Genomic DNA, 19,014 nt, shown 5'->3' with positions numbered 1-19,014 from the left:
GTACATAGTAATCAGAATATGACGCAAATATGATCAGCGCTTAGCTTGGTGGGAGTACGATACGTAAATTATTGGGTACGGGTTTTTGGGCATTTTTGACGGCGGGATTACTTGCAAATCGAGCCTGAAAAACTTGCCAAGCCGTGTCGTAAACACTTTGTCCATTGGTGGCACTGATTTGATTTCCATCGACCGACACTGGTGGATTGGTGCCATGGAAAATTTGTGCATCTGGAATCGGTGCACCGCATCCTCCGTTGCCTGCGGCTGAATTGAAATCCGGTAAACTTTCAGCGGGTGGATAACCACATCCACCCTGATTAGCGCAACTATTTGAGCCTGCGCAAGTATGAATTACCGCATTGGCACAACTATTGGCTCCCGGTGAGTTGGGATCCAGACCTTGGCAAGCATGTGCGTTACTACCGATGACATTCGGTGTCACTGGCGTAAAGCTAGGCGCACCACCAGTGGCCCACACGGTCGCAACGCGAGTCGATAAGGCTTGCATAGCAGCAGCGGGAAAGCTGATTTTCGCGTTACTCCAACTTGATTCGATCGCAGATAATAAATTGCAATAACTATGACTTAGTGCATTATCTATTTCTGCGGCGGTAGCTGGATTGTTCATTGCATCCGCGCGGGCTTGTGCCGCAGCGAGTTCCGCTGGTGTTGCTTCTTGCGGTTCAAGCAGTAGATCGTCCGCGGTCCACGCTGCATTTGCAGGGCGCGTCGCTAGCCAGTTTGGCCAAGTTTCTATCATATCTAACCAAGATGCAACTAACGCAAAACGATCATAATGACTTTGTTTATCCCATTGTGCACGAACGATGGCATTACTCTTAGTTTCGTCTTTCTCCATTCTTTTTTCAGCTGGAACGAAGCGATTTGGCACCTCGGAGTTAGCTTGCGCTCCTTCGCCTTGATCAAGAATGGCGGTGATCATTTCTTGTGCGGTTTTGCGTGCTTGTTTTGCAGTTGCATCGCTGGGGATCGTGACTGGAAAAAGCGGATACTCTCTGGTGGGATGTTGCGCACTAGCTGATTTGAAATTGAACATGTCAACTTGCACAGAATTGGGTGTGAATAGTTTTTCCCATAAGCTCATTTTGTCGTCATACATGATGTCAAAATACTGTTCTATACAGTGATACAGGTGTCCGATAGAACCAAATGCTGCCGGCATCACCGGCTTGCCACCAGCGTCTGTGGGAAATGGTGTGGCAGGGCGCAGATGTCCGTCGTTGTTCGCTTCCCAGTCTGGCATCTCAATCGCTAAAAATAGTTTGATTTGATTGCGATCTAGTGGGCCAAGTTTTACTTGTACATCCTCATATCCCTTGACTGTTTTTAAATCGCCGATGCAAGGAATTGAGCTGCCAAATGAGGTGTAATCAAGTGCGGGAAACTTTGGTGTGAAGCCAACGGCTGTACATAAATTGCTGGCCAATTGCAGATGCAGCATTTCCTGTATATAGACGCTAAAGATGGCATTATAGGCATACTGATTTGGACTGCTAACATTCGGGTTTGGCTTTATTCCCGGCCACAGATTTTGGCTGGTAGACGAACTTGGATACATACCTCGTATTGAGTAAAGCGAGGACATGTATAGCGGGATGGTGAACAATTCGACCTCAACGGCAAGTTGCAACAACTGATGCAGCGCTGAACGATCTGCAGGAAACTGTTGCGCATTGTGGGTAGGCTTAGAAGACATCGTAGAACCTTTCTGCATAAATATAGCGGTGAAGTGTGGAGGTACTTTGTGGAAGCTAATGTGGTTTTGACTAGGTCAACATGCCCTAGGTCTTAGTTAAGGTATTGCTTGTAACATGTGGAAAATCAACAAAACCATCACCTATTGGCAAGCGCATTAGTATGGTTTGTGAATATTGGAGCTGGGTGAATTCTGCGGCATTGTTTAATGCTTCTAACCAGTAAGTACAGGAATACATTTCGACATTCGCATGTTGTTGTTCGAAACCGATATTGGTGACCGCGCCACCGCCGTTTTTGCTACTGACTTGGAGCGTGAAAAACGCTGTGACAGGTGCTGTGAGTAATGCATCTGCTAAAGCTTGATTGGGATTGAGTGTATAACTTGGATTAGGATTCGCAACGGGATCCATCTGTGAATACTGTGTTGTCACCACGCCTTCGGGTAACGTGGAAAGCGCTGGAATAATTGGCGCACCTGCCTGTTTTTGATACGTGCCCGCAGCCAAGATTGAATTCCCGTGTGGTACAGAAACTTGTTTGATAATATTAAATTGCTGCGTCGGTGGGACACTGTTGCTAATAGTTCGATTACCAATGCCAGCTTGATCGCCATTGCCATAGGGGCCGAGTATTTGTGGCTGATCATTGATGAATAACAGCGATCCGTTTTCCGCGTGTACCAAGGCGTTCTTGTTTGGCCCTTCGGCAAAATACACCCGCTGCTCATAAAGCAAAACGTTGCAGTTTTGTGTGCCTAATCCACCTCGATTGGGCGCGCCACCATGTATCGCGCTGAAAGTAAGTTCTTCGTAATAAGCAAAGTTTTTTAAGATGTAGCCAGTCGGCGAGCTGGGATCGACCTGCGGTAAGGGCATGACATTGTAGGAGTAGGGCAGACCATCGGTGTCCGTGAGCTTATTAGTCCAAGTCCCGATGAAATATTCAAGTGGTCCCAAAGTCGTTGTGGGTGCAGCTGGTGACGTTTGTGCTGGTTCATGAACCAGTGCCGTTGATAAATCTGGCAGCGTGTTGCTGTTATAAATGAAGACACTAATCGCTCCCAGATTATCTGCCAGCCCTAAACCATAAGCCGCGTGGATATCATCGTTAATGCATAGCGCTAAATTCCCGCTTTGACCAGTGGGTAATTCAGTTGGCCCGGCACCGATTAAGAATACCGGATTGTCACCGATTCGCCCAACGAGAGCGCCCATAGGCGCACCCACTAAAGGATAGCGTGCTTGCGTTGGCGGAATAATAATTTGTGCGTTGCCAGCAGGGCCGTATAGTTGGTGTTGATTTGTTTGCGGATCTGCAGTCCACGCACCAGTTTGAAAACTGATCGTGACTGCGCTGTTTGCAGTGATGAGTATTCCTGTATCTGACCAAGTTTGATTTGCCTGCACCACAATACTTTGATTTGGCATTTGAACTTCCCCCAATTTTCTTAGAACTATCAAAACAAAACGATAAGAATCGCTGGTTGATTGTGTTGTTAGTTGAGAAGCGATATCTGCTCGTATAGATGCTTTAGCATTTTTTGTGCCAAATAAAATTGTGGCTATTTGTGGCTATTGCTGGCTGGCGAAGCTCAAAAAAAGCAGGTTTTTATTTGCATTACACGTAAGCTCATTTCTGATTACGTGTGAAGAAATATCGGATGAAGATTCTTAAGCGAGGTGCACTCATCATGAAGGTCATCAGGCTGTGCAGAATTCTGCACAAGGCGGCAAACTTCGATCATTCATGCATTTGAATGATCGATTGCATGTGGATATGATGGCTTTGCTACTCAAACATTTCTAAGAATGTTCAGCGACGTCCTAGCGAATTGGTCGCAATTTGAAATCCTAATGAGCGATAGCATTCGAATTGTGTTTCATCATAAAATTGATTCGCCGACGATTGATGCGGGAAGCTTGGATCTTGTGTTTTGTAATGTGCGATATAGGCATTATGATCAAAGCCCAAGTCGTCATCGCGTAAGCGTGAGGATAGATAGGCATCAGGAGCCAAACTATCACGCAGACTAAAGTCGCCGATTAAAGAAGTCTTCAGATAAATTAATTTGCCGACTTTCTCATTACAGTAATAAATAGTCCCAATCGCATAATGCTGTTTGCCGTTACGAATCGCATCTAGGCCATCCATCACAATAATGACACCAAAGTCAATTTGTACTAATCGAATCACATCTGCCAGACTAGAAAAAGTAAGGCCTAAATCTTCTTCACTATCACCCGCAATAATTAATCGGCATTCACGTCGTATCAATTCATACATACCGAGATTTTCGATATGGCCGCCATCGGTTAAATTAATGTAGGCGGTTTCAGCATTAAGATTGCTGGCGAGTTCGCGTAAAAAATAACTGGAGCCGGGACGGCTATTAATTGTTCTTTTGTTGTTGATCCAAGCTGGGTTTGCTAGCCAATAATCGTAGCGAATATTGAGCATGCCTAAAATAAAGACTAATGGCTTGATCGTACTCTTGCCGAGATTGGGTGCGACCGCAGCGGCTGAAATCGCCATGGCGGTCGCCAGATTGAGTTCTGGATTTTGCGCTTCTAATTCTTCGGTGGTGCAATAAGTTGTGCTGACGCTACCAATAAAACGTTTGCTGAAGAAGAAAAAATCACCTCGTCTATCATCGCAATAGGCTTGGCTGGTGCGACTCAAATTTAAGGTGCAATTGAGCAAATGGTAGGGGGCAAATGTCGAATCTAGTTCAGATAGCTTAAGATCGTCAGCCTGTTGAATTTTGCCGTCTCGATTTAAACCAAAAATATATGCTTTACTTAGACGATCACGATAAAAACAACTAAAACTGGTAAAGTTAATGTTGCCGGTAAAATGATTAATCAGCGACAAAATGAAGGCGATGCTGATAAAGCCGAGTGGACTAATCCACATAAAACCGCTCTGCTGCAATTGGCTTGCACGTAGTAAGTCATTGCATAAATGCAGATAGAACAACCAGAAGACAGCAAAGCCGATCAGACCTAAGATGTAGATCGTCATGCGCGATGCCAGACTGGCTATTTTGGGTAAGAGCTTAGCAGCTAAGAAGCTCAGGCCGAATGCAGAAAAACTACCTAATAGTACCAGCGATTGAAAACTCAATCGACGATCCACTTCGCTTCCATACAATGCAATTGCAATGGGCTGTAATTCAATGGCCGCACTGATAAAAATTGCCGCAATACACCAGCCCAGTAAACGGGTTGCTTTGTTTCGATTATTCCAGCCCATATTGTTGAGATCGTTGACGCTATTGGCGTTGGGTTGAAGTCCAGGTTTTGATGTTGCCGGCTTTGCTTGCAACGTCATATTTGCCAGAGGAGATACAAGATAGATTGCTATCGTTGCATAGAGTATGGATAGCGTGATTGCAAATTTCTCGGTGCTTGGTAAATGAATTTGACTTAACAACGATGTAAGTTGTTGGCGCACGTCCCATGTTGTAGACATCAACAACACACTGATTGCCGCCAATATGAGTAGTAAGGGGAAGACGATTAAAAAATTAATCACCATGCCGCGTAAGAACACGCTAGGCACGCGCAGGACATCGATTATGCCGCCAGGTGCCATGTAATTGGCATTGTTCCGTAAGTGCCGGAAGACCGCATTTTCTGGCACGCCAGGCTGATGTCCGAACAGTGCGTCGTGTGCTTGTGTTTGGTTGATGCCATCGGGCTTGAATGTATTATTCGCATCTAATTGCTTAGCCTCCAGCGCTTGTACCGCGCTGTAACAAGAGCCGATGTAACCGCCACCAGATACTGTGGATAAATAATCGACCGCCCTGAGTAAGCCAATTTTACGCAAACCTTGCAAGATGCCAAGGTTCACCGTCGCTGAACGTATGCCACCACCAGAGAACGCTAAACCGACCAAGCCACGATGTGCCACAGTGTTGTCCGCGTTCCATGCCGCTTGTGTGTTGTTGATTTCATCAAGCACTTCGTTGAGAATTGACGAGCGTTTTTCTGCAGGAAGTAAGATGCGATCAAAATCGACGAGTTCTTGTTCGTGACGGTTGAGCAGATTGCCATCACTATCTAAGAATTTGCGTTTATTGATCTCTTCAAGTTCTGCTTGAAAAACCTCTTGCATGAGCTGGTGCTTGTTATGCATGATCTGGCACTTTCAATTTGCTTTACTTCGTCATTTAACAATTGAGGTATCGATTGATGTATCTATTGATGTATTACTGATGCAAAAAAAGCATCAAGAAAATGTTCAAGATGCTGGATCAAATTCCAGATGCAGGCTGACAGGAAAACTGTTTTGGTAGCGTACTTTGCCTTCTTCACCTGCGGCTCGGCGTAAGTTTTTACAACGAAGTAAGGATTTCACGATCATCGGAATTTGCACCATATTGATGTATTGTCCGAAGCAGGTATGCATGCCGTAGCCGAAGTGCATGTATTGATAATCAGGACGATCAAGGCGGAAAGATTTTGGATCATCGAGTTCGCGGCCGTCTAGCATGGCAGATTGCAAAGCGACTAAAACCTTCGTGCCCTTCTTGATTTTTTTGGAGCGCATGCTACCGCTAGCAATCACGTAATCTTCATTCGCAATCCGAAAGATCCCTGCACCAAAGCTATTAAAACGCAAAGCTTCAAGCATAAATTTCCGGAGTTTTTCATTGTCATCTTGTAGTGCCGCGGCTTGTGCTTGGGCGAGTAATGCTGGATGGTCGAGTAAATAATCAATCACTAAAACAGCACATTTGGAGGTTGTTGGCATCAAACCGATGATGATACCAATGAGATTGTTACGGATTTCCAGATCACTCATCCCCGGTGTACCACTTGCCTGTAGTTGTAAGCACCGGCCAATGATGTCATCGATGTTTGTGCCAGATTCCGCTGCTTGTTTTCGTTGTGCAATGAGTTGATCGAGATAGGCGCAAGTTTTTACACTATTGGCGAGCGCGGCTTGATCGACCTCTGGCGGATTATTTGGGTAAAACAGATAGGCAAACATGCTGCTGGTCCAGTCAAATAATTCTTTCTGGCTAGGACCCGCAATTCCTAAATATGCTGCGCTGAATTGGCAGGGTACGATGCTACTGAGTTGACTCACCATTTCTATTTTACCTGTGGCCCTATTGACCAGCTGTTGCGCAAATTGCTCAACCATGGGGGTGATGATTTGACTAACATCTGCGCGCCGTACTACCAAGCGCATATTGGATACATCACGGGTATAGCTTGGTGTGTCGTCCATGCCCAGAAAAAAATTACTTCCTGCTGTAATCTTGCCCATCTTTTCTGCGTAAGTTACACCCAGCGCATTCGGACGCGATAGTGCTTCCTGTACATCACTAAAACGCGTGATCAAGGCAAATTCTTTGAGTACCAGGTTTGGTTTGACGGTGCGTAGGATGGCAAAGATAAAAGGAAGATTATTGCCTGCCCAAGTTTTGATTTGTGTTGCGATGCTCATGTGATGCTCCCGGAAGATATGAAATTTTATATTTTTAAGTCAAGCTTTTTAAGCATTGTTTGGCAATGGAGAGTAATGTATGAGCAAATAAAAGTCTATTTTTATCAATATTTATTTAATAGTCGTTGTTTTAAATTCGCACGCTGTAACTCTCATGCAAAAAAAATGCCAGCTCGGAGGCTGGCATTGGAAAACTGTGAAAAAGAAGCGGAATATTGAGCGTGCTAGAAGTTTAATGAACATATAGATGCACAATTGGATTCTGCTTACATTGAGAATTGCGCTCATTTGTGATTCAGTAAATTTTTGTTTTATCTATCCTGATTATGCACGTAGGCAATTGGAGATATTTGTCTTTGAATATAGTCAATGCCAAAGCATGCAGCATAGTCCTTTAGCGTGCGCATCCGACCATGCCCATAAATTCCTAAATTACTGGAATCAGACATAAGGATGTTGAATCGTGCTTTCGAGATTTCATTGTATTTTACACAGCAGTTATTTATTCTTTGTTCCTGATGTGTCATATCCCAATGCAAGGTTTTTGACTTATCTACGGCATTCGCTTGGGAATAGAGGTGATACACCGGAATATTAGCGTAGTGAAAAATGCTCCAACCATGCGTAAAGCTTCGCACTGACAATGATTGTTCTTCTTCACGAAAGTACAGAAAAGGATCATAGGGAACTTCGTGAAATAGGTCACCTCGTGCAAAAATATTTCCAGCTGCTAAATGACCGCCAATTATTGGCTCACGTCTATCAATACTTATTCCTCTGAACTGTAGAAATGCTGATTTTTCATTGAATGAACTGTTGGCATCAAGTGCATGAACGATTACGCGGTCCCAGATAGGTTTCTTTTTAAATTGGCCGTTCTCAATAATGAACGGATTTGGATATGATGACAGGATAACTTTGCTGTTGATGTGTTGGCAGGATTTGGCAAGCGAAATGAGGTAGCTATCCCAAGCTTTATCGAACAGAGTGTGGGCATCGATTTGAAAATACCAATCTTCATTTTGATATAAAGTGCTTGCAAGGTTTCGTGCCCAGCAAACGCCACGTGACTCTCGAAAATCGATATGCACGTAGCGGACATGGTGAGCGTACTTTGACATAGAAATACGTATATTTCGTTGAAAGTTTTGATCAATAACACCAACAAAAATTTCGTTAGGATTGTCTGCTTGTTGAAAAATCGATTCGATGGTGGAATCTAATAGGTCGTCGCAATATGACGCTACACTGACAAAGATGCTCATTTTTATTCGTAGTTTAGAAATTGCTTAGCAGCTTCAAAGTTGAGGATAAAGCTGGGCGTCGATTTGGCATCGCCATACAGTCAATCCATTCCGACATAGTCGTACTAAAAAGAAGCCTCTGCACGGACGAATTTTGAATCTGCGATGCTCACTGGGCTCTAGTATTGGTGCGTTTCTCAATTCAAACTTCGACTGCTCGCGACGGTTGTTCGGAGGTCTCGAGAAGACATTAAAGCTTGATGAAAAAAGTTCAATTAAGGAGCAGTGGAAGATTTGTCTAGTCGGTGACATGCACTACTTTGAATTTATTTTTGTTAAAGTAAATTATTTGACCACTGGCCTCTTCAAAAGTCAGGCCAATAGCCTGATTTTTTACAATAATCGCGCTGCATTTTTTCACTTCTGGTAAACATGTCGGATGATATTTACCTGGTTTGATCACACTCAGACTTGGTGGGTTCGCGACAATGTCTTTGAAAGTTTTAACAATCATTGCGATCTGATTTGGGCGCGTTACAACGGCCAATCCAAATGTGTTCGTAGCTTTGTTTTCGACCAGTATCGCTTTTGCTTTTATTGTCGAACCAGAAAAGAATCCTTCTATCTCCACGTTTCCATCTTTAGTGGATTTTTCTTTTGGCAATATAGACCAACCTGCTGGTAGATGAGTATTTTTTTCTGATGCACTACTTGGCCAAGTAAAACCTAAAAAAATTAAGCTGATGGCGATACAGTAAATAGATTTCAGATTGGAATTATTCATGGTGAGTTCACATAACAATGATTTGATTTGCATAAATCCCGAACAATAATTGAGATTGTGTGAATATTGCTCGGGAGGGAAATTTCAGATACCTGATAAAAGATAGTTTATTTCTTCACTGTTTGGATATGAATGTGATTATTTGTTGGATTGGAGGGAAACGATTCATATTGAACAAAATAGCTGGAGCCGAGTGAGGCTCTTAGTGCATTGACTATGGTGTTGGCAGAACTGCTTGAAATATTATTTGCTCGTAAGTCGATCGCTTGATTCACATAGTGCTGTGAACCTGGCATATGTGTTCCGTCATTTGCTGATGTAATTACTGGCGTCGCACCCACACTAGAGAATGCTGCCGCTACTGAAGAAAAAGTCGCAACAATTTCTCTGCCCAAATTATTCAAATTTACGCCGGGCTTTACGCTAATGCCATGAATTGCAGCCTCTGATTTAGGGCTCGTATCGTCATCGGGAGGATAGGTAGGTTCAATTAATAAACTTAGCTCTAAGTTGGCGTTTTCTAGCGCCAATTTCTCTGCAGATGATGTAATCGATTGAAGCTGCTCTAAGATACTTGCGATTGAAGTGTCTTGCGAAATAGTTTCAGTTGAGCTTGCTTGTGTGGAATTGGTTTCGACTGAAAATGTTGATACCGGCAACACAGCAGTTGAAACCACGCTGTCATAAAAAAAGAATCTTGCATTAATTTTCCCATGTAAAAATAGATTGAATTTCTTAATGAAAATCACAACGAAGGATATTTTCGTTTGCGATAATTTCATATTATCATTCTATGTTGACATTATAAATGTACATTAACTTAATGATTCATTGATTTTTTTTTGATGCCTTCGTTCGCTAGTTGAGCTGGTTTAAACAGATCAGTACATTGATTCAGATCGCTGCAAAAGTGCTAGTCCTTTTAGGTAAAAGTCAGCTGCACAAATAAAAAAACACAGGGAAATCCGTGTTGGATTTCCCTGTGTTGTTTGTTCATGTACGTGAGAACTTTAACAAATTTTTTGATTCCTAAATTTTAGGAATTCAACATCTCTGAATTGTTTACTTTGTGTAGATATCTCACGCCAGTCCAAAGCCTACTCTTTAATACCCCACTGCGACAACATCCATGCAAAGTTAAACGCGCCTTCTTTGATTGCATCATAACGACCTGAAGCGCCGCCATGTCCGGCCGCCATATTGGTTTTTAACAGCAAAGGATTGCTGTCTGTTTTGTGTGCACGCAATTTCGCAACGTACTTTGCTGGTTCCCAATACATGACCTGACTGTCGTTCAGACCCGTTGTCACCAACATCGCTGGATACGCTTTTTTCTCGATATTGTCATACGGAGAATAGCTGCGCATGTAATCGTATGCTGCCTTATTATTTGGATCGCCCCATTCTAAATATTCACCTGTCGTTAAGGGCAGGCTGGAATCCATCATGGTATTCATGACGTCAACAAATGGTACGGCTGCGTGAACCGCTTTGAATAAATCAGGACGCATGTTGACTACTGCACCCATCAATAAACCACCAGCGCTACCGCCTTGAATAATTAACTTGTCTTTACTGGTCCATTTTTCTTGAATCAGAAATTCTGCAGCGGCGATAAAGTCGGTGAAGGTGTTTTTCTTCTTCATCAACATGCCATCTTCGTGCCAACGTTCACCTAGATCCGTGCCACCACGAATGTGTGCTTGTACGTAAATCACACCACGATCGAGTAAGCTCAGACGACTCAAGGCAAATGTCGCTTCGGTGGAAATGCCATAGCTGCCATATGAATACAGAAGCGTAGGCGCAGTGCCATCGAATTTCACGCCTTTTTTATACACAGCCCACAACGGAACCTTCACACCATCTTTAGCCGTTGCCCATAAGCGACGCGCTTCGTACTTGCTGGCATCAAAGCCGCCGACAACTTCTTGTTGCTTCAAGATGCTGCGTTCGCCAGTGGCCATATTCACGTCCATCACCATCGGTGGTGTGGTTGGTGATTGATAGGACATACGCAGTTTTTGTGCTGTAAATTCTGGTGTGCCTGCGCTATTGGCTAAATACACTTCGTCGTTAAACTGCACGCTCTTCCATTGCTTGGTTTTGAAATTAAAGATGCGAGTACGGTTTAAGGCCTGGGTTTTTTCTGTGACGGCCAAGTAATCACGGAAAACTTCATAGTTCCCAACTAGTACCTTGTCATCATGTTTGACGATTTCTTTCCAATTTTTTTCAACCGGATTGGCAAACGGTGCAGTCACAATGCGGAAGTTTTTAGCGTTCTTGTTGGTACGAATAAACAAACTGCCATCGCGATGTTCAACATTGTAACGATGACCTTTTTCGCGCCCTAAAACGGATTTGAAATTAGCTTGTGGTTGATTCGCAGGCAGTAACCATGCTTCGCTGGTGTCAGTTGCATAGGCTTGTAATTGGATGAATTTTCGATCACGACTGGTGCCAATGCCAATACCGAATTGTTCAACTTTCTCATGATAAATTTCGGTCGCTTTATCGCCCAAGCTAAAACGGAACAGGCGATCAGAGCGCTTGGTTGTGGCATCTTCTTGTACATAGAACATCGTTTTGTTATCTGCCGCCCACGCCATACTGGTCACGCGCTCAGCTGTATCTTTCAGTAGTTCACCGGTTTTCAAATCTTTGATTTGCAATTTGAATTGACGGTAACCAGTGGTGTCCGTCAAGTAGGCGAGATAGCGATCATCGGGGCTCACAGAAGTGCCCGCAACCATAAAGAATTTCTGCCCTTTGGCTAATTCATTTTGATCTAACAGAATTTCCTCAACGGCTTTTTCGTCGTAGTTGAGTTTGGCATCTGCCAGACGGCGGCAATTAATGCCATACTGTTTGCCAGCCTCGGTGCGAGAATAGTAATAATACTTGCCGCGTCGTACAGGCACCGACAAGTCGGTCTCTTTCATACGGCCTTTGGTCTCCGCAAACAATTTATCAGCGAGTGCTTGCACTCCAGACGTCATTGCTTGCGTGTAGGAGTTTTCTGCATTCAAATAATCGATGACCTTAGGGTCTTCTTTCTTTTGTAACCAACGATAGTCATCGCTTACGGTTTCACCGTGGCGAACTTCCGACCAATTAGATTTGGCGGCAATGGGCGGAACTGGCATGCTGGCAGCAGGCGTTGTTTGTGTTGATGCAGTTTGAGAATTGACGGTGGTTGCTGAACTCACGGCGATCACGAAAGATGCTCCTAGCACAGACCAATGATTGAGGGACATAAGAATCCTTGTAAGTAGATCAGTAAAAGTAAAACAGTAATATTTACACAGTAATATCTAAGCGATAAGACTTGCATCTTAAGAGAGTTTTGCATTGAATTCTAGTTATTTTTTATAAGTACATTGCAAGCTAGAATTCGCCTTAGGTCAACCAGGCGGTGATCATTACCGTTACAATCTCACCCTTATTACAAAGAGAGTAGCAAATGAGCGATATCCAAAAAAAGTCTTTACATCCCTTGATCGCAGTTGCCGCAGGTTCGGTAATCGTATTTAGTTTGGTTGGTGTTGCTGCAATGACTGGGCTTTTGCCGAGCACCAAAGGTGAGCCTAAACCTGAAGCAGAAAATGTTGCAACAAATTTAGCCGAACCAACTTCGCCAGCACCGGCAAGCAGCTCTGCAAATACTTTGCTTGTGGATACAAATGATAAATCTAGCGACAAGGAAGTGGCAAAATCTCCTACAGTGCCAGTTGCAAAAAACAGTGCGCCAAAAACAGTGCCAAAAACAGCGCAGCAAAATTCTTCAAATGCAGTTGCAGAAAAAGTTGAGAAGCCTATTTGTAGTCAATGTGGCGTAGTCGAATCTGTGCGCAGTGTGGAACAAAAGGCAGAAAAGGGGAGTGGCGTTGGTGCTGTTGCAGGTGCTGTTCTCGGTGGTGTCATCGGCAATCAAATCGGTGGTGGTAATGGTCGTAAGTTAGCCACCGTTGCAGGTGCTGTTGGTGGTGGTTATGCAGGAAATGAAATCGAAAAAAGCCGCAATACGCGTACTACTTATGAAGTTCGGGTGAAAATGGAGAATGGTGATATCCGTACCTTCACGCCAGAAAATAAGCCAGATTGGCGTAGTGGTGATCGCGTTAAATTAGTGGATGGTCGCTTGGTCAGTAATGACTAAGTCGTTTGTCGAGTAATTTTGAAAAGCGGCGACGTTTCTTAGTCGCCGTTTTTTTATTTGCGTTCGGCAAAAGCCAAATCTTGTATGCTATGCGCAACCAAATCCAAAGCCGGGCGCGCATTGCCCTGCTTGTCTGTCCACACTTTCGGCGTTAAGGCGCCAGATAAACTTAAACTAGCGCCATCTTCCAGCTGCAGCAAAGTTTCTCGCACCGTGTCGTTAAATGCGATCACATTACAAATAATGCCATCGCCATCATCGGTCATTGCTTTAACTTTGCAAGTCACATAAGCCGAACCCGCATGACCTGTTCTTTGTTCTGCAATGCCATATAGGCGTCCAGCGATCAGTGCATCTATCATAATGAATTACTCTTTGATATGAATGGAGTCGCATTATAGTATGCGAGGTGATTTTTCTTATCAGTATTCGATCATGCAAGCAGAGATTGCAGTGAAGGCACGCGAATAAATGGCATATATTCGTGCCAATCAAATAAAAATGAAAACACCACATGAATCACGGGTGAAGATAGAAAAGCGAGTACTAAGTATTGCAGTAATTCTTTACGATGAAATTTAAAAACGATTGGCGGTAGAAGCAAGGTTGTTAGCGCCGGCACTGTGTAGTAAATCCACCAAGCTAATCCGGCATTGTTGCCCAACTTGGCAAATACCATACCACCAACCACGACGACGCTTGCCACTGCCATTACCGTTAAAGTACGAGGGCGCTGTGTGCGATGGCGAGTAACGCAGTACAAGATGGCAATGAAGGTGATTAGTGAGACTGCGATAAATACTGAGAAGCGTCCGGCAACCGAAACAAGAGATGTTGACATGAGTAAGATATTTTGAGTTCGCTGCGTTTATTGACCTAAAGGCGGCTGCCAAAGTTCAACTTTGTTCCCTTCAGGATCAATCACCCAAGCAAATTTACCGTATTCAGATTCATCAATTTTTTCCAGCACATTGCAGCCTTCTTCTTTTAATAGTTTGACCAAGCCATGTAAGTCGTCGACCCGATAGTTGATCATGAAAGGTGCTGAGCTGGGTGCAAAGGTGTCGCTTTCATGCGAACCGATAGACCAAATCGTGGTGCCTCCAACCGGCTTACCTTCACTATCAGACCAACTGAAAGCGGTTCCACCCCAGGTCTGAACATCAATTCCTAGATGTTGCTTGTACCAAGCATGTAATGCAGGCGCATCTTTGGCTTTGAAAAATATACCGCCAACGCCGGTCACTCGTTTCATGTTAGCACTCCTAAAAATGATTGTTGAATAGGTAGACATCATCCCACAATAAAACGGAAACAACATCGATCGGAGAATAGATTTGTCGTTTGAAATTGTTGCGGCTTGATATTTTAAGTGGTAATTTTCAATTTATTAAGAAATAAAATTTTGTGAATGCCCGTTCATGTTGACGCCGCGGAGGAAAACTTTGCTTACATCGCTTATCGCCCCAATCGTTCTATCGGTTTTTTTGTTGTCATGTAGCGCTCAATGTTTGGCGCGGCAAATCGCAAATGCTGTTGCGGAAAAAGTTGAGGCGTCCTCCGTGAATGAGTATGACAACAAGTATGTGAATTTGGAGCCGGAAATAGAATTGAAAGAGTTGACCAAGGACTTTCAACAATGGTGGAACTACACCTACTACAATATTCGTCTTGGCAAAGAATTCATCGGACTTGATGTGAATTCGACCGTGTTGGATAAGGAAAATTTTCTAAAGAAAATGAGTGAAGCTAAGCTTATCGCAATTAAGTTAAAGACAGCTGAGCCGAGTGACGTTTATCGTTTGTATGTCTTAGATAATATGGATAATTCAATGCAAAGTATAAGACGTACTTCTGCTCGCATAGCGCAAACAGAACTCGGCTATTTTTACATGCAAGGAAAACCTCTTCCCAATATGGATGTGTTTGATATCAACGGTAAAGCACACAATCAAAATAGCTTACTCGGTAAATTAACGGTCGTTAAAACTTGGTTCATCAAGTGCACAGCATGTATTGAAGAATTCCCTCAAGCGAATAAGTTGGTTGAGTTGTATCAAGACAATCCTAGAGTTCAATTCTTGAGCTTAGCCCTCGACCCGCAAGCCGAATTAATTAAGTTCTTGGAAGCGCAGCCTTTGAAGTACGCAGTGGTTCCAAAGATGCAAAGCTATATTCAAAATGAACTTAAACTGGGAGCCTACCCGACGCATCTCATCGTCGGCACCGATGGAAAAATCATGAAAGTATTCGAACGCCTTCATGAATTAGAGACTTTTCTTGAAACCGCGGTGACGAAATTGTGAGGTCTGACTTGTTTGGAAAGTTGTATTGCATTTCTAAACAATTGTTGTGTTCGAAAATGCACCGTAGCGCTTGCTTTAATTATTGAAATGGATGAAAACTGCTTTGACTAACGGTAGTTAATTGTTGGCAGTGAAGTTCAATATTTCTGATGATGCTCAAACAATATGAGTTTGTCATGCGCATTGCTTATTTGGGGCTAGGGTTGGAATGAGATGATTTAAGCTGCTGACTGAATAACCAATCGCGCCACCAAAATCCCGGATAGATATCGGCAGGCAGCTGATGTTCCAATCCTTTATATTCTCTCAATGTGATTTGCTGCCCACCATGACTAGCAATCGCTTGGGCAAATCGTCTGTCAGCAGTAATTGGATTTTCCATATCCGCGTTGCCGTGAATTACGAGTACAGGCAGCTTAGCAAAATTGATCGCTTGAGAATTTGAAGGCGCGATGCCAGACATGGGAACAATACCAGCAAACAACCCAGGTGAGGTCACAGGAAGTAACCATGCTGCCGAGCCTCCCATAGAAAATCCCGTGGCATAGATGCGAGATTTATCCACGGGATTTTCTGCGCTAAATTGATTGATTAACTCTACTGTGTCGTTCAGCATTGATGAGGGAACGGCATGTTGATCTGGCGAAGCCGCACCATAATTTGCGCTTCTGATTGAAAACTGTGGAATCAAAATAAACGCCTGATACCGATCGCGAACATCCGGCATAGCCCAACTCTTGGCCATTCGCTCTAGCTGGCTCAAGTTGTCAATCCCAACTCCTGCTGATCCATGCAGTTGTACTACGAGCGGATAAATTTTTCCTGGAATTAGTTTTGATGGCCGCAGTAAGCGATAGGGCAATTGCACGCCGCGTGAAGACGTAAAGCTGGCGCTCTCAAATTGATTAGGTGAAACAGCATTGAAGATGTCGCGGGCCAATGGCTTGGCGTTTTCTATTAGTTCGTGTTGTTGAGAGACTGTGGTGCAGCTTGTCAGGGCGGTGCAGAGAAGGAGAATGAGTGTTTTTGTTTTCTTCATTGTTTGATTGGGGTTGTGTAATTTTAGGTCTAATGTTTGATATGGACGTCCCTTTCGACGGAACAGGGGGCGACGTCACCATCTCCGCCGTGGACTCTCATTGACTTCAATATCACCAGTTTCCAAATCGAAATACGTTACGTTGGCAATAGCACCTGTTTTTGGATCAAGTGCAACCTTCGCCGTGCCGCCGAATGAAGCATTTTCATTTACCCAAGCTTCCTCTTCGTGATATTCGTCGCGGTAGTAGTCCCAATGGCTCCATTCGAGCAGATGCTCCGCTTCAAGCTCGCAATCAAAGGTTATGGTGCATTCACCTGCTCCGATCCCGACTACGCGAACATCGTAAACAGAGACCCCGTGCAGCTTTGTTCTTTTTACCTTGTACTCACGGTCTCCGTGATAGTAGCCAAGTTCATTAGCTGAATTGAATGCGGCTTCTTCGAGTGCGCTTAAGTCATCGAGGAGGGACTTACGGATCTTATCGAGTTTCTCGCTGTCGCTAAGCAATAATTCAGTTAGTGCAGGAAGTGATTTGAAATACAGCAGCGAGGGAAAGCGGTCACATGCAAACTTCATGTCTGTGTCTTCAGACACTACGGCTATGGTGTCTCCCGTCTTGAGTGCGTGTGCTTCGATGATTGCGATTGCGAAGGCGTCAGGAAACTCTTTTCGCTTCTTCCCCTCCCGAAATGGAGGGGTAATGCGGTCATACCACTGCATAACAGTTGCTAGATTAACGCTGCTATAGTCGAGTTTGATGAGATTGAAATTCTTTAGGAATTCTTCCCATTCAGTTTTAGCTATGCGCATGACCTCCCTGTCGGCAATGTATGAAGTTTGCTTTAGAGGGAAGTGCTTCCACTTAGCCAAGAATGGAGCCTTCCGCCGCGCGTCTTCGAGTGCCTTTAGTGCTTCTTGTGAACGTTCGCGGATCTGACGCATCACTTCGCTCTCTGTTGGTTCAGGTAACAGGAGCTTCAAAGTGTGTTTCTGGGCTAAGGGAATGAACGTCGTAAGGGCGGTCGAAGAGAAGTTGTACTGCTGGCCAGCTAGTATGCTGGTGTCGAGGAAAACAGCTGTGGGAAGTGACATTTGGCTCGCGACGCCTTACTTGTTTTAATGTGAAAGAAACTGAAGTTAACACATAAATGTAAAAATCACAATGATGCTTCAAATGCTCGGAGAGTCTTGTAACACCGATTGGGTATTGATATCGCCCTTAGCCCAAAGCGCACTTCATCCCTCCAATTCCACAAAACAACAAAACCTCGCGTTTTTTGCTTTACTTTTCAAAGCGCTTTGAATTAAACTGGAAATCAATCCAAAGCGCTTTGAATTAATCCCTTAAAAGTTTTCAAAAAATCATTCAATTAGCGCTTTTTAATTTTCCAGAAGATGAGTAAGTCTATGAAACCAGCCTGCATTTTTGACCTCGATGGTGTGATTGTGGATACCGCGAAGTATCACTATCTGGCTTGGAAGCGCTTGGCGAATAGTTTGGGTTTTGATTTTACTGAGCATGACAATGAGCAGCTTAAAGGTGTCAGTCGGGTTGAGTCTTTGAAATTGATTTTGCGCTTGGGTGGTAAGCAACTTGATGACGCGGAATTTGATGCGGCTTTGGTGCGTAAGAATGGCTGGTATCTGGAATACATACAGCAAATCGGGTCGGAGGAGATTTTGCCAGGTGCTGCGGAGTTTTTGACTTCAGTGCGCGCGCAGGGTATCAAAGTGGCGCTGGGATCGGCAAGTAAAAATGCGGTCTTGATTTTGGAGCGCATACAGTTGCTCGATCAATTCGATGCGATTGTTGATGGCAATAAAGTTAGTAAAGCCAAACCAGATCCTGAAGTGTTCTTAAAAGCGGCGGAAGAATTAGCGGTACCTGCTAGCGCGTGCATTGTGTTTGAAGACGCGGTGGCAGGTGTGCAGGCGGCACGTAACGCTGGCATGAAAGTGGTGGGTATCGGGAGTGCTGCGGTATTGGATCAGGCGAATTTGGTGTTGCCGAACTTTGCGGGCTTGAGCATCGCAGATGTGTTGGCGCGCGATGAAATACTCCTTCCCACGAAGTTTTATGAAATGGGGAAGGCTGGGTTGGGGATGGGTTTTAGCTGAGCGACATAGGTTGCTGATTGCCTCACTATAACCCATTCCCACCCTAGCCCTCCCCCTTGAAAGGGAGGGGACTTTTAGTGGCGCTCTGACTTGTGTAGATAGGCTATGTCTAGAAGGGGATGGGCGAGAAGCACAAATAGTCACAAAAAGCAGTCACAAAAATAGCCAAAAAACAG

16 protein-coding genes are annotated in these 19,014 nt (G+C 44.1%); 3 read left to right on the top strand and 13 right to left on the bottom strand.

Annotated elements, in window-relative coordinates; all coding sequences use genetic code 11:
* Window positions 1–40: 40 nt before the first annotated feature.
* The 8 genes from H8K33_RS07935 to H8K33_RS07900 form a co-directional block, all read right to left on the bottom strand.
* Window positions 41–1,720, bottom strand: coding sequence for a ferritin-like protein (locus H8K33_RS07935; protein ID WP_222613336.1), 1,680 nt, complete (start codon window positions 1,718–1,720; stop codon window positions 41–43).
* A gap of 85 nt (window positions 1,721–1,805) precedes the next feature.
* Window positions 1,806–3,149, bottom strand: coding sequence for a heme-binding protein (locus H8K33_RS07930; protein WP_222613335.1), 1,344 nt, complete (start codon window positions 3,147–3,149; stop codon window positions 1,806–1,808).
* Window positions 3,150–3,534: 385 nt separating this feature from the next.
* Window positions 3,535–5,862: a patatin-like phospholipase family protein gene (locus tag H8K33_RS07925; RefSeq protein WP_186890429.1), complete on the bottom strand. Its 2,328-nt coding sequence runs from the start codon at window positions 5,860–5,862 to the stop codon at window positions 3,535–3,537.
* Between the two features lie 105 nt (window positions 5,863–5,967).
* Window positions 5,968–7,182, bottom strand: coding sequence for a cytochrome P450 (locus H8K33_RS07920; protein ID WP_186890428.1), 1,215 nt, complete (start codon window positions 7,180–7,182; stop codon window positions 5,968–5,970).
* A 311-nt stretch (window positions 7,183–7,493) separates the two neighbouring features.
* Window positions 7,494–8,447: a GlcNAc-transferase family protein gene (locus H8K33_RS07915; RefSeq protein WP_186890427.1), complete on the bottom strand. Its 954-nt coding sequence runs from the start codon at window positions 8,445–8,447 to the stop codon at window positions 7,494–7,496.
* 277 nt (window positions 8,448–8,724) lie between these two features.
* Window positions 8,725–9,210 carry a hypothetical protein gene (locus tag H8K33_RS07910; RefSeq protein ID WP_186890426.1) on the bottom strand — a complete coding sequence of 162 codons (486 nt, stop codon included), beginning with the start codon at window positions 9,208–9,210 and terminating at the stop codon, window positions 8,725–8,727.
* Between the two features lie 107 nt (window positions 9,211–9,317).
* Window positions 9,318–9,992 carry a hypothetical protein gene (locus H8K33_RS07905; RefSeq protein WP_186890425.1) on the bottom strand — a complete coding sequence of 225 codons (675 nt, stop codon included), beginning with the start codon at window positions 9,990–9,992 and terminating at the stop codon, window positions 9,318–9,320.
* Window positions 9,993–10,307: 315 nt separating this feature from the next.
* The gene (locus H8K33_RS07900) at window positions 10,308–12,470 is read right to left on the bottom strand and encodes a S9 family peptidase (RefSeq protein WP_186890424.1); all 2,163 of its coding nucleotides are present in this window, start codon (window positions 12,468–12,470) and stop codon (window positions 10,308–10,310) included.
* A 206-nt stretch (window positions 12,471–12,676) separates the two neighbouring features.
* On the opposite strand from H8K33_RS07900, the gene H8K33_RS07895 reads away from it, so the two are divergent.
* A complete protein-coding gene (locus H8K33_RS07895) occupies window positions 12,677–13,372 on the top strand; it encodes an outer membrane lipoprotein (RefSeq protein WP_186890423.1) in 696 nt (231 codons plus the stop codon).
* Window positions 13,373–13,425: 53 nt separating this feature from the next.
* Here H8K33_RS07895 and H8K33_RS07890 read toward each other — a convergent pair whose 3' ends face one another.
* The 3 genes from H8K33_RS07890 to H8K33_RS07880 all read right to left on the bottom strand — a co-directional run bounded on the left by H8K33_RS07890 (window position 13,426) and on the right by H8K33_RS07880 (window position 14,627).
* Complete coding sequence (locus H8K33_RS07890; protein WP_186890422.1) at window positions 13,426–13,734, bottom strand: single-stranded DNA-binding protein; 309 nt, start codon at window positions 13,732–13,734, stop codon at window positions 13,426–13,428.
* A gap of 71 nt (window positions 13,735–13,805) precedes the next feature.
* Complete coding sequence (locus H8K33_RS07885) at window positions 13,806–14,213, bottom strand: hypothetical protein (RefSeq protein WP_186890421.1); 408 nt, start codon at window positions 14,211–14,213, stop codon at window positions 13,806–13,808.
* Window positions 14,214–14,240: 27 nt separating this feature from the next.
* Window positions 14,241–14,627, bottom strand: a complete 387-nt coding sequence (locus H8K33_RS07880; protein ID WP_186890420.1) for a VOC family protein — start codon at window positions 14,625–14,627, stop codon at window positions 14,241–14,243.
* 307 nt (window positions 14,628–14,934) lie between these two features.
* On the opposite strand from H8K33_RS07880, the gene H8K33_RS20165 reads away from it, so the two are divergent.
* Window positions 14,935–15,678 carry a TlpA family protein disulfide reductase gene (locus H8K33_RS20165; RefSeq protein ID WP_222613334.1) on the top strand — a complete coding sequence of 248 codons (744 nt, stop codon included), beginning with the start codon at window positions 14,935–14,937 and terminating at the stop codon, window positions 15,676–15,678.
* 187 nt (window positions 15,679–15,865) lie between these two features.
* Here H8K33_RS20165 and H8K33_RS07870 read toward each other — a convergent pair whose 3' ends face one another.
* Window positions 15,866–16,717: a dienelactone hydrolase family protein gene (locus H8K33_RS07870; protein WP_186890418.1), complete on the bottom strand. Its 852-nt coding sequence runs from the start codon at window positions 16,715–16,717 to the stop codon at window positions 15,866–15,868.
* Window positions 16,718–16,792: 75 nt separating this feature from the next.
* The gene (locus H8K33_RS07865) at window positions 16,793–17,812 is read right to left on the bottom strand and encodes a PIN domain-containing protein (RefSeq protein ID WP_186890417.1); all 1,020 of its coding nucleotides are present in this window, start codon (window positions 17,810–17,812) and stop codon (window positions 16,793–16,795) included.
* A gap of 315 nt (window positions 17,813–18,127) precedes the next feature.
* Here H8K33_RS07865 and pgmB point away from each other — a divergent pair, with 315 nt between their 5' ends.
* Window positions 18,128–18,838, top strand: a complete 711-nt coding sequence (pgmB, locus tag H8K33_RS07860) for a beta-phosphoglucomutase (RefSeq protein ID WP_186890511.1) — start codon at window positions 18,128–18,130, stop codon at window positions 18,836–18,838.
* Window positions 18,839–19,014: the final 176 nt, after the last annotated feature.

Origin of the sequence: Affinundibacterium amnicola (assembly GCF_014284275.1) — a bacterium.
Taxonomy (GTDB): domain Bacteria; phylum Pseudomonadota; class Gammaproteobacteria; order Burkholderiales; family Burkholderiaceae_D; genus Undibacterium; species Undibacterium amnicola.
This window is presented reverse-complemented; position numbering and strand designations above follow the sequence as displayed.

What these genes read in the sequence shown, in the direction of transcription:
- H8K33_RS07935 (WP_222613336.1), bottom strand. Translation starts at nt 1,720, where the DNA reads ATGTCTTCTAAGCCTACCCACAATGCGCAACAGTTTCCTGCAGATCGT.
- H8K33_RS07930 (WP_222613335.1), bottom strand. Translation starts at nt 3,149, where the DNA reads ATGCCAAATCAAAGTATTGTGGTGCAGGCAAATCAAACTTGGTCAGAT.
- H8K33_RS07925 (WP_186890429.1), bottom strand. Translation starts at nt 5,862, where the DNA reads ATGCATAACAAGCACCAGCTCATGCAAGAGGTTTTTCAAGCAGAACTT.
- H8K33_RS07920 (WP_186890428.1), bottom strand. Translation starts at nt 7,182, where the DNA reads ATGAGCATCGCAACACAAATCAAAACTTGGGCAGGCAATAATCTTCCT.
- H8K33_RS07915 (WP_186890427.1), bottom strand. Translation starts at nt 8,447, where the DNA reads ATGAGCATCTTTGTCAGTGTAGCGTCATATTGCGACGACCTATTAGAT.
- H8K33_RS07910 (WP_186890426.1), bottom strand. Translation starts at nt 9,210, where the DNA reads ATGAATAATTCCAATCTGAAATCTATTTACTGTATCGCCATCAGCTTA.
- H8K33_RS07905 (WP_186890425.1), bottom strand. Translation starts at nt 9,992, where the DNA reads ATGAAATTATCGCAAACGAAAATATCCTTCGTTGTGATTTTCATTAAG.
- H8K33_RS07900 (WP_186890424.1), bottom strand. Translation starts at nt 12,470, where the DNA reads ATGTCCCTCAATCATTGGTCTGTGCTAGGAGCATCTTTCGTGATCGCC.
- H8K33_RS07895 (WP_186890423.1), top strand. Translation starts at nt 12,677, where the DNA reads ATGAGCGATATCCAAAAAAAGTCTTTACATCCCTTGATCGCAGTTGCC.
- H8K33_RS07890 (WP_186890422.1), bottom strand. Translation starts at nt 13,734, where the DNA reads ATGATAGATGCACTGATCGCTGGACGCCTATATGGCATTGCAGAACAA.
- H8K33_RS07885 (WP_186890421.1), bottom strand. Translation starts at nt 14,213, where the DNA reads ATGTCAACATCTCTTGTTTCGGTTGCCGGACGCTTCTCAGTATTTATC.
- H8K33_RS07880 (WP_186890420.1), bottom strand. Translation starts at nt 14,627, where the DNA reads ATGAAACGAGTGACCGGCGTTGGCGGTATATTTTTCAAAGCCAAAGAT.
- H8K33_RS07870 (WP_186890418.1), bottom strand. Translation starts at nt 16,717, where the DNA reads ATGAAGAAAACAAAAACACTCATTCTCCTTCTCTGCACCGCCCTGACA.
- H8K33_RS07865 (WP_186890417.1), bottom strand. Translation starts at nt 17,812, where the DNA reads ATGTCACTTCCCACAGCTGTTTTCCTCGACACCAGCATACTAGCTGGC.
- pgmB (WP_186890511.1), top strand. Translation starts at nt 18,128, where the DNA reads ATGAAACCAGCCTGCATTTTTGACCTCGATGGTGTGATTGTGGATACC.